A 13,611-nucleotide genomic window follows, 5' to 3' on the forward strand; every position below is an offset into this window, starting at 1 on the left:
AAAGGTCGGAAGATCTGTGGATAACCCACTGGGTGTTGACGCCGGTGTGACTGACTCATCGCAGCTCGCCCGCATGTTCGCCCCTTGTCCTGACTGGGAAAACCCAGGTCAGTGACAAGGGGCACGCTTGTTCCGCACACGGTGCACAAGATCCGGCACGCGCTGTGGACAACATCGGCCACAGAACGGGCTCAAGTGAGCTGGGACGTCCTCACAAGCACAGTGACGACGACCACGGCGAGGACCACGGCGCTGGTGCCGTACTGCACCAGGGAGCGGCGCTGCCGGGGCGCGTGGACCATGGCGTATCCGACGACCACACCGGCGACGAGACCGCCGAGGTGGGCCTGCCACGCGATGTTCCCGGAGAAGGTGAAGATCAGGTTGATCACCAGCAAGGCGATGACCGGGCGCATGTCGTAGTTGAGGCGCCGCATCAGCACGGCCATGGCGCCGAACAGCCCGAAGATGGCGCCCGAGGCACCGAGCGAGGGCTGGTTCTGCGCGGCGATGAGATACGTGAGCGCGCTGCCCGCGAGACCCGAGACGAAGTAGAGCGTGAGGTAACGGGCGCGGCCGAGCGCCGCTTCGAGCGGGGCGCCGATCCACCACAGGCTGAGCATGTTGAAGCCGATGTGGATATAGCTGCCGTGCAGGAACATCGACGTCAGGAGCCGGTACCACTGCCCCTCGGCGACTCCCTCGATCCCGCCGAGCAGCGGCACGTAGGCGCGCCCGATCAGGTCGAACCGGTCGGTGAAACGGTCACCGACCGACAGCTGCACCAGGAAAACGGCGATGTTGAGGCCGATGAGGATCTTCGTGACCAGCCGGGGGTCGGACGTCAGACTGCCGCCCGCGATGGTCCGCGGGGTGGCGGCCGCGGGCCGGTGACCCGTACCGGAATCTCCCCGCACACAGTCGGGGCACTGGAAGCCGACCGAGGCGCTGACCATGCATTCCGGGCAGATGGGCCGCTCGCAGCGGGCGCAGCGGATACCGGTCTCACGGTCGGGGTGCCGGTAACAGACGGGCAGACTCTGGGCGTCCTGCGGACCCTGTGGGCCCTGCGGACTCCCTGGCACCTTTTCCATCGGAATCCCCTAGATCTCGGCTCGGTCAACACACCGCCCCGCCCATCCTTACGGATGAGCGGGGCGGTTTTGTTCCCGTCAGCGGGTCTCGACGACGACCGACTCGATGACCACGTCCCTGACCGGACGGTCCGTACGCGGGTTGGTCTGCGTGAGCGCGATGGCGTCCACGACCTTCCGGCTGGCCTCGTCGACGACCTCACCGAAGATCGTGTGCTTACGGGTCAGCCAGGCCGTCGGCGACACCGTGATGAAGAACTGGGAGCCGTTCGTCCCCGGGCCTGCGTTGGCCATGGCCAGCAGGTACGGCTTGTCGAAGGCGAGGTCGGGGTGGAACTCGTCCCCGAACTGGTAGCCGGGACCGCCCGTGCCGTTGCCCAGCGGGTCACCGCCCTGAATCATGAAACCGCTGATCACCCGGTGGAAGACCGTGCCGTCGTAGAGCTTGTCCGTGGACTTCTCGCCCGTCTCCGGGTTGGTCCACTCCCGCTCGCCCTTGGCGAGCTCGACGAAGTTCTTGACGGTCTTGGGCGCGTGGTTCGGCAGCAGCCGGATCTCGATGTCGCCTTGGTTGGTCTTCAGGGTGGCGTACAGCTGCTCAGCCACGATCTGCCTTCCGTTGCCTTCTGTGACGGACCGATCCTCGCACGCCCCGGCCGGGCAGTCTCGCGGCGGCGACCGGGCGAATCCTGGCGAGTCGCCACCGAGGAGGCGCCTCCCCCGGGTATCCGTGGCATTGTCGACCGCAAGCCCCCCTATGCACCGTTTTGATCAGCTCTTGCCCGGAGTACCGCGGTACGCCCGAAGGCGGCTCTCCTACCCCGGTTGCCAGCCCTCGCCTGCCGCACGGCCCCGTCCGGCAGGCATGATCCGAAAAAGGGTGGAAAGGTGAAAACCTGTACGCCACCGAGGAGGAGGATCCCGTGACCCGCATCGACAGCGTGCGCGCCGCGACCGGATCGGCGAAGGAAAGCGTGCTGCACGCCGCGGAAGTGGTGGCGCCCTACGCCGAGACGGCCAAAGACCGGGCCACGCTGTACGCGCACGAAGCGCGCGTACGGCTCGCGCCCGTCGTGTCGCAGGCCGCACAGCAGACCCGCGACCAGTACGACACCTACCTCGCACCGCATCTCGAACTGGCGCGTACGCATGTACCGCCGAAGGTCGACCAGGCCGCGCAGGAGGCCGCCGTCCGCACGCGGAAGGCCGCCCGGAAGGCCTCGGCCTACGCCCGGCCTCGCATCGAGCAGGCCGTGGCCGCCGCCCAGCCCGTCGCCGAGGAGGCGACGGCCCGCAGCACCGCCGCGCTCGCCGCCCTGCGCGGACAGGTATCGCCGAAGGAGATCCAGAAGCTCGTACGCAAGCACGAGCGGCGGGCGCGGTGCGGACGGGTCGCCAAGGGCTTTCTCGTGGCCGGCATCCTCGCCGGTGGCGTCTTCGCCGCCTGGAAGTGGTGGGACAAGCAGGCCAACCCGGACTGGCTGGTGGAACCGCCGGCCGCGACGGAGGTCCCCGACTCCAAGCCGCTGTCCTCGGTGGACGACAACGGGCAGAGCTCCCTCGACCCCGAGGTACAGGCCAAGCAGGCCGAGGCCGAAGCGGACGCCTCCGACGGCAACGACCGCGGCTGAGCGCCGCCGGCCATTCACAACGCCGGTTTCACGTGAAACCGGCCCCGAGAATCGGCCCGGAGGCCGGCCCCGAGAACCAGCACACAAAGAAGACCCCTCCACCTGCGTTCCCGCAGGTGGAGGGGTCTTTTGGGTTGTGGAGCCTAGGAGAGTCGAACTCCTGACATCTGCCATGCAAAGACAGCGCTCTACCAACTGAGCTAAGGCCCCGAAAATGACGCGCCAACCGGAAGAAGTGCGATCCGGTGCGCGACGTAGACCAGAGTACCGGGTCACCCCCCGGATCCCGCAAAAGGATTGGGGGTCCCGGTCCACGACCACTCTCCGTAAGATGCCCCACGTGGTTCGCGGCAGCGAACCGCCGTATTGGGGAAGCGATGGGGAGACGCACATGGACGCCGCACAGCAGGAAGCGACCGCAAGAGCCAGAGAGCTCCAGCGAAACTGGTACGGAGAGCCACTGGGGGCGCTCTTCCGTCGTCTGATCGATGATCTGGGTCTCAATCAGGCCCGGCTCGCGGGGGTTCTCGGTCTGTCGGCGCCCATGCTGTCCCAGCTGATGAGTGGTCAGCGCGCAAAGATCGGCAACCCTGCTGTCGTGCAGCGTGTCCAGCAGCTTCAGGACCTGGCGGGGCAGGTCGCGGACGGAAGCGTCAGCGCCGCCGAGGCCACCGACCGGATGGACGAGATCAAGAAGTCTCAGGGGGGCTCCGTTCTCACCAACGCCACGCAGGCGACGACCAGTTCGGGCGCGCCCACGGTCAAGCGCGTGGTCCGCGAGATCCAGTCGCTGCTGCGCTCGGTCTCCGCTGCGGGGGACATCATCGATGCGGCGGACACCCTCGCCCCGAGCCACCCCGAACTGGCAGAGTTCCTCCGGGTCTACGGCGCCGGACGCACCTCCGACGCCGTCACGCATTACCAGGCTCACCAGAACTGATTCCGGCCGCAGTCAGTGGCATCGGGCCGGCCGCCTGTTCGCGGCCGGCCCTGGGCTACGGGACGATCCGAGAGGCCGGACGCGTCGTGACGGCCGAGGGGGGAGCGACGCAGCACGATGGGTGAGGTCTTCGCCGGACGCTACGAACTGGCCGACCCGATCGGTCGCGGGGGAGCCGGAGCCGTGTGGCGCGCCTGGGACCACCGGCGCCGCAGGTATGTGGCGGCCAAGGTCCTGCTGCAGAGCGACGCGCACACGCTGCTCCGCTTCGTGCGCGAGCAGGCCCTGCGGATCGACCACCCCCATGTCCTGGCCCCGGCCAGCTGGGCGGCGGACGACGACAAGGTCCTGTTCACCATGGATCTGGTCGCCGGCGGCTCACTGGCCCATCTGATCGGGGACTACGGGCCGCTGCCTCCGTCCTTCGTGTGTCTGCTTCTGGATCAGCTCCTCTCAGGGCTCACCGCGGTGCACGCGGAGGGGGTCGTGCACCGCGACATCAAGCCCGCCAACATCCTTCTGGAGGCGACCGGCACCGCCCGGCCTCATCTGCGCCTGTCGGACTTCGGCATCGCGATGCGCAAGGGAGAGCCCCGCCTCACCGTTTCCGACTATGTGGTGGGCACGCCCGGCTACTTCGCCCCGGAGCAGGCCATGGGCGGTGAGCCCGACTTCCCGGCGGACCTGTTCGCCGTAGGCCTCGTGGCGCTGTATCTGCTGCAGGGCGCCAGGCCTGATTCCCGGGCGCTCATCGAGCACTTCACCGACTATGGAACTCCCGGCGCTCCACGGGGCGTTCCGGGCCCGCTGTGGACGGTCGTGGCCGGTCTCCTGCAGCCGGACCCCGAAGCCCGCTTCCGCAGCGCGACAGGCGCGCGCAAGGCCCTCCTGGCGGCGTCGGAGCTGCTCCCCGAGCCCGGTCCGGACGATGTGCTCGTCGAGGTTCTCGACCAACTCGGCGCGCTCCCCCCGGGCTTCACCCCGAACGGCCCGACCACGACGTCCCGGCAGGTCGGCGTCGGACTGGCGCCTCCCATATCTCCGACGTCCACCGGGTCTCCGATATCCCCGGTCCGCCCGGCATCCCCCGCACTGGTGCCCGGACCGCCGACCTATGCGCCGGCCGTACCCGATGTCCGCTCCGCGGAGTCCGGCGCCGCTGATCGCCGTACGGAAGAACCGGACTCCGGGGGGACCGACACCGCGGACATCCGCATGTCGAAGACCAGCACGGCGGAAACCGGCACGGCCACGAACAGCGCTGCGACGACCAGCACGGAGTCGACCGGCACGGCGACGACGAGGATGTCGGACACCGGCAGTTTCCACCTTCCGCCACCGCCTCCCGCTCAGCCGCCCACACTCCCCACGGCTCCTCTCACCCCCGCACCAGGTCAGACCGCCCCCGAGCACGCGGCCCAGCTCCACCCCCCAGCTCCACAGGAACCACCACACACCCCAGCACCCACGCGCCCGCACCCCCACGAGCCCTCCCCCCAGAATCCGTACGCCGCTTCGCCCGCGCCGACTGTCCCGCAGCCGCCGCCCGCGCCGCTCTCTATCTCTACGTACACCGGCCGGAGCGATCAGGTTCCCGTCAGCGGCCACCCCGTTTCCGCTCGGCCGGAAGCACACCCCCGCCCCCACCGGCGCGTGCGGAAACGACGGCCGGGACCACCCCCTCAGGTGGCGATCCCGGTGCTTTTCGTCGCTCTGATCAGCTTCGCCGTGGGCATCTGGGCACTCACCCAGGCGTGACCCACGGGCCAGGCCGGCCTCTGTCAACCAGCGGGCGCCCGGCGGCGAGCGACGTACGTCCACACCCCGAGCCCCAGCACCAGTACGGACCCCGTGCCGATCCCGGCGATGCCGATGACCGTCATGCGGTGTGCCCGCCCGACCCCGCCCTGCGCCTCGGCCGACTGCCCCGCCTCACCCTGGGCGCCGTCCCCTGCCGACCCCCCACCGGCGGTCGGCCCGAACCCGCTCTCCGCAGCAGCCCGGTCCGCGTTCGTGACCTGGAACGCCCCCGGATCACGCACATAGGAAGGCGCCGACTCCGCATCCCCACGCACCGTCAGACGGAGCGTCAGCGCAGACTCGGTGTTCCCGAACGTCCCCTTCATCTCCGGCGTGAGGGAGACCTTCAGGTAGTACCAGCCGGCGAACCGCACACCCGCCTCGTCCGCGCGCGACAGATAGCGGTTCTCGTAGGCGACCGGAGGCAGTGAGTCCAGAGCCGCCGTCGAGGGCTTCCCCGCGTACGAGGCGTCCTTCGAGGTCACCGGCGTGCGGGCCGGGTTGTACAGCGCGACGCTCAGCGCGTTCGGGACGAAGCCCGTACGCGTCGAATCACCGGCGGAATTGCCTGGTTCACCGGCGGAACTGCCCAGTTCGACGTCGGTGAAGAGCTGTTGCCCCCAGTCCAGCGGGACCCGGTAGAAGAGCGTCTGACCTGGGCGGATCCGGTCGTTCCACACGCCTTGGCGAAGGCTCTGCGCATCGTTGAAGCCCGTGCCACCACGGCGCTCGGCAGGGATGCCGTCGGGCAGCCGGGGCGACGCCGTCGGCCAGACACCGGGCCCCGCCGTGGCAGGCGGCGGCGCCTTGAGTGCGGGCTCCGACGCGACACTCAGCTCAAGGTCCCAGTTCTCCCGCGTGGAGTCCGCCGCCGTCCTGCGCTCGACGACCACGTAGTACGTGCCCGCGTCCTGGCAACGCCCGCCGCCCGACCGTACGAGCCGCTGCGCGGTGGCGGCGAGCGGCCTCGGGTACTCGGCCGACCGGAACGCCGAGGTCTCCGCGTCACAGCGGTTGCCCTGCGCGTCCTGGAGGGCCACGGAAATGCTGTCGTCGAAGGCCACCTTCACGTCGGCGCCGGCCTTCGGAACCGCCACGGCCGAGACGTACGCGTCAGAGGATCCGTCGAGGTCGACGCGGTAGTAGCGCGTGCCGGCCGACCGCTTCGCGCGCGCCCCGGTGGCGAGGCCGGCACCCCTGACCCCGGCCTCGACCGAACTGCGATAGACCTCACCGGACTTCAGCTCGGTCGCATCGGCACTGGTCAGCGCCCCCTGAACAGTCTTCGCACCCTTCGCGAAGACGTAGGGAGCGGGGGCTGCCGCCGCGAACTCCGTCAGCCCCGGCATCACGACCGGCACGACCACCGCGCACATCGCCGCCGCGAGCGCCGCCCCCGGCCGTATGTGCCCGCCCAGCCCCAGTCCCCGCCCCGGCCCCAGGCGCCGCCGCCCCACGCGCCGACCCATCACGCGCCTCCTCGTAGCCCCCGCAGTCGTCCCGCCCTCGGACGACCATCCTGCCGCTCCCGCCCCACACGTCCCTCAGGCATTCACGGAAGCAAGCGAATGATTTACGTGAGCAAACATTCGGGGGCGTGCCCCGACAGCACCCCGGGCTCACCCCACACGCCGCCCTAACCCTGCCCCGAGACCGCCCGGAGACCGCCCGGGGCGCCACCCTGACACCGGCCGGACACGACCCGGGACGCCGCCCTGACACCGGCCGGACGCCACCCGGGACGCCCGCCCTGACATGGCCCGAAAACCCCCGGGCAGCACAAAGCCCCGACCACAAACGCGATCGGGGCTTTGAAGAGACTGTCGTCGATACTCACGAACCCGTGGGCACGGAGTCAGTCGCCTCCGTCCACAGATCCTGCTCGGCGCGATCCGCCTGGATCTGGCGGTACACGAGGAGCCCGCCGATGGCGGCCAGTGCGACCAGGAGAAGCTTCTTCACTGCGCTACCTCGTCTTTCTTTGACGTAGGGGACCTCTGGCGCCCGACTATACACACCGATCGAGACCGATCAGTTACCTGCACCCGGGCCCAACTCCCGCACCCCGCCGCCCAATCCGCGCGATCACAGTGCTGCGATCACTCTTCGCAGAATGTGACATTCAGCGTGATTCATCGCCTCACGGGGCACTTGAGGCCATCCGGGTGGTGTTCATCTGAAGATCAACGCGCCACGGGCGTCGGTCCCGCACTTCCGAGTCCACATACACATCATGAGGAAAGTACGCAAATCGCCCAACCTGAAAGTGAGGGGTCATGGCCGCCAACAAGGTCGTCAAACTGTGGACCGTCATCATCACCGCCTTCCTCGCGGTGCTCGCCGCGATGGGTCTCACCTCCCCGGCCACCGCGGCCACGCCCGTACAGCAGACCGAGGGCGTCCTCAACGCGGCGGTGACCACCCCCGCCGCCACCACCGTCCAGGCACCCTGGGCCCTCGAACGGTCCCTGCCGCCCACGATGAAGCAGCGCATCCGCGCCGAGGCCCACGGCTCCTCTCCCAGCTGCCGCCACCGCCCGACAGCCGACACGCTCTCCGGGCACGACTTCGGCGAGACAGCAGCAGGGATCAACGCGCTCCATGCCCAGAGCTGACGACGACAGCGAGCGACAGCGACACAGGCAGCGACACGAGCAGCGACTGCGACACAGGCAGCGACAGCGACACAGGCAGGACCAGTCCCTCCGCAAGAAGAGCCGGCGAGGAAGACCGTCAGGTACCGCCGGCAGGCACCACCGTCAGTACTTACTGTCAGCGACTCCCCGTACTCACTGGCAGGCACAGCCCAGCCACGCACCCCAGAACTTCACGCTCCACGCCCCCTCACGACCCCGGCCGCTCACAGGCTGAGGGTCTTCTCGGCGTGCCCCGACCCGGCCAGAGCAACCGGCGTCGGCCAGACGGCGGCGCCTGAGCCTCCCCTCGACGGGTCTACGGCGGGTCGCCTCATGCCGAAGATCAGCGAATCGGAGAATTCGCCACCGAAACGGCATACCTGGCACGTAAGTGAGAGGGAGGGCGGCCATGGCCGGCGAGAGCGATCAAGCAGCACGGCCCGTCCACGGGCGGAGGGTCATCGGCTGGCTGGCGAAACTGTTCGAGCAGAACCCCGCAGGCCTGAACTGGCCGCGGGCGGTGGCGTTCCTGGACGTCGCGATGGTGCCGCTCTTCGTCTTCTGGGCGATCGGGTACGAGCAGTACCTGCTCAGCGCGCTCTTCGGTGTGCTGTTCGTGGCCCTGTCCGATCCGGGGGGCAGCTACGGGCACCGCGCGCTCGACATCGCGGTCTTCGGGGCGATCGGTGCCGGCGTGACCGCGGTGGCCTTCGCGATCGGGGCGTACGACTGGGGCCGGCTCGTGCTCGCCTCCTTCCTCGTCACGCTGGTGGCCGGGCTGGCAGCCGTATTCGGGGCCCGCAGGTTCGTCAACGCCCTGCTGCTCAACATCTGGTTCATCGTCGCCATCGCGCTGGAGTCGGGCCTGCACGGGGCGAGCCACATCACCAGCCACATCTGGGCTCAGGTGTCGGCCTGGACCGGAGGGGCCGCGCTGTGGCTCCTCGTCTCCTTCGCGTGGTGGCTGATCAGCGGGCGCGGCGACCTTTCCCAGCCCTTCTCGGAGCTTCCGGGTGACACCTCGCGGCAGAAACTGACCCCGCCGCTGATCTTCTTCGCGTTGATCCGTGCCCTGGCCATCGCCGGCACCTTCGCGCTCGCCTACGGGCTGAACCTGTCGCACGGCTACTGGCTCCCGATCGCGACCATCATCGCGATGAAGCCGAACCTGGGGCAGGCCACCCTCGTCAGCGCACAGCGGCTCACCGGCGCGTTGATCGGCGCCGGTGTGGCGATGCTGCTGCTGTTGGTACCCGTGAACGAGACCGGACTCAAACTGTTCGCGGTGCTGCGCGGGCTCGAAGCGGTCGCGCTCGTCCTGTTCATGCACGCGGCGGCGGTGCGCTTCTGGAATTACACCTTCTACACCGCGGCCGTCGCCGCGGGCGTGCTCATCCTCCTGGACATTCCCAAGCCCTCCGACTATTCGGCCGAGGGCTACCGGGTGCTGTGGACCCTGTGCGGCGTGGGGATCGGCCTGGTCGTCATGCTCCTGGCGGGCCTGCTCTCGAAACTCACCGCCAAGACACCACGACCGGCCTGAGCCACCACAAGCCCCCCCCCACCGGTCTCATTGCTTCTTCGGAGGCGTCCCCGATGACCGCCGTTGGATACCGATCTGCACCGCGCCGAGGAACAGCTTGGCCACCAGCCCCACCAACACCAGGCCGCCGAGCATCTGGAACATGACCAGAACGCGGGCGGTCTCGGTCTTCGGAGTGATGTCGCCGAATCCCACAGTGGTGAATACCGTCACCGTGAAGTACAGCGAGTCCGTACGGTTCAGCGATTCACTGAACGAGTCATGCGCAGCGGCGTCCAGCAGGAAATAGGTTCCGGCAAACACCAGCAGGAACACCGGCACGGTGGTGGTGAGCGCCTGAATCGCGCGCAGGCGCGGGTGCGGGTGGTGGGTGATCGAGTACGCCTGCCACCAGACGACGGCCGCGAAAGCCAGGAAGCCGACCAGGAACCAGATGGCCTCCGCCGAGCCCACAGCTTGGTCGAGGGGCAGCACGTAGTACAGGACCAGCAGGACCACGGGGGTGACCGACGCTTTCAGCACCGCCCACAGGACCAGCCGCCGGCGCCGCCTCGGCTCCAGATTCGCGTACTGAAGAGTGTCATCGACGCTCATGGGTGCTCCCCGAGCTGAAGGATCCCGCCGGCGGAGAAGCACAGGGCACCGACGAAGGTGGCCCAGTCGGCGATGTCGGCGTTGAGCGGGCTTCCGGTGGCGGGGCGGGTGAAGGCGGCGAGCGCCGAGACCATGAAGAGGGCGGAGCCGAACTGGTTCACGGCGACGATCCACCAGCCCAGACTGCGGCGGCGGAAGCAGAACCTGCCGTGGCAGATCTCGACGAACGCGAGATGGCCGGAGACCAGGAACAGCGCGCAGCCGATCACGTCCGGGGCCCAGATCAGCCGGTTGACCTGCTTGACGCTGAGGCCCTGGAGGAACGAGTCCAGCAGGTCGACGGCGAACACGAGAGTGCCGGCGAACAGGACGAACGTACTCAGCCAGTCCACCCGCGTCGGCTCGTAGCTCCACCAGCGCCAGGGCTGGGTGATCAGGCGGCCCTCGCCGCCCGGGACGTGCCGGGGGGCGTTGACGACCTGGAGCAGGGACACGTAGCCGCCGGTGTTGAAGAAGAGGCCGCCGGCGAAGTAGATCGAGGCGCTTGTGGTGGCGTCGCCGGAGCCGAGCTGTGCGACGCCCGCGCCGGCCGCGAAGAGGGCTCCGCCGATGACGAAGGCGGTCGCGGCGATGACGTTGAGCCTGCGCAGGCGGCTGAGCGCGACCTCGTCCGCACTGGTGTGCCGGCTGGCGGGTGCCCCGGGCTCGCGGACGGCGATGAGGCCGCGCCGGCGCGCGAGGCGTGACTCCCACACCGCTGTGCCGCCGCCGGGAGGGTGCCAGGTGAGCCGGGTGGTGAACGGTCCCGCGCCCTCGGCGCGCTGCTCGGGTGGTCCCACGGGCCGAGACTAGAGCGCCCGCCGGGGCCGTCCGGCGAGCGAAACGCTGCGTGGGCCCGTCCGGGCCGGTGAGCGGCCACCCCCCCCTGCCCTGATCGAGCCACCCGCCCGGACCTCGCCCGCTGTCGGCCCCCCGCCCCCGCTCATAGCCTCCAAGAACAGGGAGCGACGAAGCGAACGAAGCGAGAGGAGCCACCGGTGGCTCTCCACAATGCCCAGGACGCGGCCACTGGCCTGGCCGCTTCCGCCGACATCTTCACGTCACCGCTGAGCGAGCAGCCGCTGTCCAAGCGGGCGATGCCGGAGCTGCCGACGTCGGCGGACATCGTCTACCAGCTGCTGCGCAACGAACTGCTGCTCGACGGCAACGCGGCCCAGAACCTGGCGACGTTCTGCACCACCTGGAGCGACGACGAGGTCCGGCGCCTGATGGACATGTGTCTCGACAAGAACATCGTCGACAAGGACGAGTACCCGCAGACCGCGGAGATCGAGGCCCGGTGCGTCAACATCATCGGCAAGCTGTGGCACGCGCCCGTCGGCGCCAACGTCGAAGAGCCCGCCGTCGGAACCTCGACCACGGGCTCCAGCGAGGCCGCCATGCTCGCCGGACTCGCCCTGAAGTGGCGCTGGCGCGACCGCCGGCGAGCCGAGGGCAAGCCCACCGACCGGCCGAACCTCGTGTGCGGCCCTGTACAGGTCTGCTGGGAGAAGTTCGCCCGCTACTTCGACGTCGAGCTGCGCCAGGTCCCCGTGGAGCCCGGCGCGACCGGCCTGGAGCCGCATCAACTGCGCGAGTACGTGGACGAGAACACCATCGGCGTCGTGGCGATCCTGGGCGTGACGTACACCTGCACGTACGAGCCCGTGGCGGAGATCGCGGCCGAACTCGACCGCATCCAGGCGGAGACCGGTGTCGACGTCCCCGTGCACGTCGACGCGGCGTCGGGCGGGTTCATCGCGCCCTTCCTCCACCCCGACCTGAAGTGGGACTTCCGCCTGCCCCGGGTCGCGTCGATCAACGCGTCGGGCCACAAGTACGGCATGGCGCCGCTCGGCGTGGGCTGGGCGCTGTGGCGGGACCATGCGGCCCTGCCGGAGGGTCTGGTCTTCCATGTCGACTACCTCGGCGGCGACATGCCCACCCTCGCCCTGAACTTCTCCCGTCCCGGCGGGCAAGTGGTCTGCCAGTACTTCATGTTTCTACGCCTGGGCCACGAGGGATACCGGCTCGTCTACCAGGCGTGCGCCGACACGGCGCAGCACTTGGCTCAGCAGGTGGCCGACATGGGCCCCTTCACGCTGCTGTACGACGGCGCCGGGGCACTGCCCGCGGTCTCCTGGACCCTGACCGACCCGAGCTCGGTCGGCTGGAGCCTGTACGACCTGTCCGACCAACTCCGTATGCGGGGCTGGCAGGTCCCGTCCTACCCGCTCCCGCCGGACCGCCAGGAGACCGTGATCCAGCGCGTGCTCGTACGGCACGGCGTCGACCGGGACGAAATCGAACTGCTCGCCGAGGACATGCGCCGGGCGATCGCGCGTCTCGACAAGGGAAAGCCACACGACGCGGCCCGCGTGGGCTTCCACCACTGATCAAGGCCCGCCTGGCCAAAGGCCCACAGTCACCCATGTACGCCGAAGGCCCCCAACCGAATCGGTTGGGGGCCTTCGTACTGGTGGGGCTAACAGGATTTGAACCTGTGGCCTCATCCTTATCAGGGATGCGCTCTAACCAACTGAGCTATAGCCCCGCCGCGCTTTGCGGTGTGTGTCCCGCGCGCTGACCTCTGAAGATTAGCGCACTCCCGGGCCAGTCCCAAAATCGATAGCCGGGAGGCATCTCCGAGGGCCGTTACTCGTCCTCGGCGAGGGTCAGCTCGACGCCGCCCACGAAGCCCGCGGAGAGGTTGTAGATGAACGCGCCGAGCGTGGCCAGCGCCGTCGCGAGGACGACGTCGATGACCGCGATGATCGACGTGAACATCAGGACGTGCGGCAGCGACAGGAACGACTGAAGGTCGAAGCCGTTGGACTGGTTCGAGCCGGTGGCCTCGGACAGCGTGCCGCCCACGGTCGAGAAGACGCCCATGGCGTCCATGACCATCCACAGCACCGCGGCCGCGACGATCGTGCAGATGCCCAGCGCGATGGACAGCAGGAAGCTGACCTTCATCACCGACCACGGATCGGCCTTGGCGACCCTGAGGCGCGCCTTGCGCGTACGAGGCGTCGTGCTCGCCCCTGTGCGCGGCTTGCGGACCGCGCCACCGGGCGGGGCCGCCTGGTAGGCCTGCGGCGGGTGGTACGGCTGAGAGGCCTGCTGGGGTTGCGGTCTCTCACCGGGCAGCGGACCGCTGCCCGTGTCGCCGGCGTACTGCTGCGCCTGCGTCTGCGGACCTCTGGTGTCCGTCACAGTTCCCCCCTGGGATCCATGAGACTCCTGCGAGTCGTTCGAGTCGATGGCGGGGCCACGGCCGCCTTCCGTTTCCGTGCCGGTCGGTCCGGCGCCCGTGGCTCCGCTCACGATGGCT

At 69.1% G+C, this 13,611-nt stretch carries 13 protein-coding genes and 2 tRNA genes; 6 read left to right on the top strand and 9 right to left on the bottom strand.

The features are described 5' to 3' along the window. Window positions 1-191: 191 nt before the first annotated feature. Both ABZ893_RS21590 and ABZ893_RS21595 read right to left on the bottom strand, forming a co-directional pair. Window positions 192-1,094, bottom strand: a complete 903-nt coding sequence (locus tag ABZ893_RS21590; protein WP_361406114.1) for a rhomboid family intramembrane serine protease — start codon at window positions 1,092-1,094, stop codon at window positions 192-194. 78 nt (window positions 1,095-1,172) lie between these two features. Further along, window positions 1,173-1,700, bottom strand: a complete 528-nt coding sequence (locus ABZ893_RS21595) for a peptidylprolyl isomerase (protein WP_361406117.1) — start codon at window positions 1,698-1,700, stop codon at window positions 1,173-1,175. Between the two features lie 317 nt (window positions 1,701-2,017). On the opposite strand from ABZ893_RS21595, the gene ABZ893_RS21600 reads away from it, so the two are divergent. Next, a complete protein-coding gene (locus ABZ893_RS21600) occupies window positions 2,018-2,725 on the top strand; it encodes a DUF5324 family protein (protein WP_361406120.1) in 708 nt (235 codons plus the stop codon). Between the two features lie 137 nt (window positions 2,726-2,862). Here ABZ893_RS21600 and ABZ893_RS21605 read toward each other — a convergent pair. Further along, window positions 2,863-2,935, bottom strand: a tRNA-Ala gene (locus ABZ893_RS21605). Between the two features lie 181 nt (window positions 2,936-3,116). On the opposite strand from ABZ893_RS21605, the gene ABZ893_RS21610 reads away from it, so the two are divergent. Next, window positions 3,117-3,665 (top strand): DNA-binding protein, encoded by a 549-nt coding sequence (locus ABZ893_RS21610; RefSeq protein WP_361406123.1) that lies wholly within the window; start codon window positions 3,117-3,119, stop codon window positions 3,663-3,665. Between the two features lie 117 nt (window positions 3,666-3,782). Next, a complete protein-coding gene (locus ABZ893_RS21615) occupies window positions 3,783-5,423 on the top strand; it encodes a protein kinase (protein ID WP_361406126.1) in 1,641 nt (546 codons plus the stop codon). Between the two features lie 23 nt (window positions 5,424-5,446). On the opposite strand, the gene ABZ893_RS21620 is transcribed toward ABZ893_RS21615, so the two are convergent. Continuing rightward, on the bottom strand, window positions 5,447-6,934 hold the full coding sequence (locus ABZ893_RS21620) for a hypothetical protein (protein WP_361406129.1): 1,488 nt from the start codon (window positions 6,932-6,934) through the stop codon (window positions 5,447-5,449). Between the two features lie 364 nt (window positions 6,935-7,298). Next, entirely contained in the window at window positions 7,299-7,427 is a 129-nt protein-coding gene (locus tag ABZ893_RS21625) for a DLW-39 family protein (protein WP_003999697.1), read from the bottom strand. Window positions 7,428-7,741: 314 nt separating this feature from the next. On the opposite strand from ABZ893_RS21625, the gene ABZ893_RS21630 reads away from it, so the two are divergent. Next, window positions 7,742-8,080: a DUF6344 domain-containing protein gene (locus ABZ893_RS21630; protein ID WP_361406131.1), complete on the top strand. Its 339-nt coding sequence runs from the start codon at window positions 7,742-7,744 to the stop codon at window positions 8,078-8,080. A 430-nt stretch (window positions 8,081-8,510) separates the two neighbouring features. After that, window positions 8,511-9,644, top strand: a complete 1,134-nt coding sequence (locus ABZ893_RS21635) for an FUSC family protein (RefSeq protein ID WP_361406133.1) — start codon at window positions 8,511-8,513, stop codon at window positions 9,642-9,644. 27 nt (window positions 9,645-9,671) lie between these two features. Here the strand turns inward: ABZ893_RS21635 and ABZ893_RS21640 are convergent, their stop codons facing one another. Then, the gene (locus tag ABZ893_RS21640; RefSeq protein WP_361406135.1) at window positions 9,672-10,238 is read right to left on the bottom strand and encodes a potassium channel family protein; all 567 of its coding nucleotides are present in this window, start codon (window positions 10,236-10,238) and stop codon (window positions 9,672-9,674) included. Beyond that, window positions 10,235-11,077 carry a hypothetical protein gene (locus tag ABZ893_RS21645; RefSeq protein ID WP_361406138.1) on the bottom strand — a complete coding sequence of 281 codons (843 nt, stop codon included), beginning with the start codon at window positions 11,075-11,077 and terminating at the stop codon, window positions 10,235-10,237. The genes ABZ893_RS21640 and ABZ893_RS21645 overlap by 4 nt, the downstream gene beginning before the upstream one ends. Before the next feature lie 198 nt (window positions 11,078-11,275). On the opposite strand from ABZ893_RS21645, the gene ABZ893_RS21650 reads away from it, so the two are divergent. Continuing rightward, entirely contained in the window at window positions 11,276-12,673 is a 1,398-nt protein-coding gene (locus ABZ893_RS21650) for a glutamate decarboxylase (protein WP_361406141.1), read from the top strand. An 81-nt stretch (window positions 12,674-12,754) separates the two neighbouring features. Here the strand turns inward: ABZ893_RS21650 and ABZ893_RS21655 are convergent. Both ABZ893_RS21655 and ABZ893_RS21660 read right to left on the bottom strand, forming a co-directional pair. Further along, window positions 12,755-12,831: transfer RNA gene (locus tag ABZ893_RS21655), tRNA-Ile, on the bottom strand. Window positions 12,832-12,932: 101 nt separating this feature from the next. Beyond that, on the bottom strand, window positions 12,933-13,604 hold the full coding sequence (locus ABZ893_RS21660) for a DUF3566 domain-containing protein (RefSeq protein ID WP_361406144.1): 672 nt from the start codon (window positions 13,602-13,604) through the stop codon (window positions 12,933-12,935). Window positions 13,605-13,611: the final 7 nt, after the last annotated feature.

It is taken from the genome of Streptomyces sp. NPDC046821 (assembly GCF_040645335.1).
In the GTDB taxonomy this organism is placed as follows: Bacteria; Actinomycetota; Actinomycetes; order Streptomycetales; family Streptomycetaceae; genus Streptomyces.

What these genes read in the sequence shown, in the direction of transcription:
- ABZ893_RS21630 (WP_361406131.1), top strand. Translation starts at nt 7,742, where the DNA reads ATGGCCGCCAACAAGGTCGTCAAACTGTGGACCGTCATCATCACCGCC.
- ABZ893_RS21635 (WP_361406133.1), top strand. Translation starts at nt 8,511, where the DNA reads ATGGCCGGCGAGAGCGATCAAGCAGCACGGCCCGTCCACGGGCGGAGG.
- ABZ893_RS21615 (WP_361406126.1), top strand. Translation starts at nt 3,783, where the DNA reads ATGGGTGAGGTCTTCGCCGGACGCTACGAACTGGCCGACCCGATCGGT.
- ABZ893_RS21640 (WP_361406135.1), bottom strand. Translation starts at nt 10,238, where the DNA reads ATGAGCGTCGATGACACTCTTCAGTACGCGAATCTGGAGCCGAGGCGG.
- ABZ893_RS21610 (WP_361406123.1), top strand. Translation starts at nt 3,117, where the DNA reads ATGGACGCCGCACAGCAGGAAGCGACCGCAAGAGCCAGAGAGCTCCAG.
- ABZ893_RS21590 (WP_361406114.1), bottom strand. Translation starts at nt 1,094, where the DNA reads ATGGAAAAGGTGCCAGGGAGTCCGCAGGGCCCACAGGGTCCGCAGGAC.
- ABZ893_RS21620 (WP_361406129.1), bottom strand. Translation starts at nt 6,934, where the DNA reads ATGGGTCGGCGCGTGGGGCGGCGGCGCCTGGGGCCGGGGCGGGGACTG.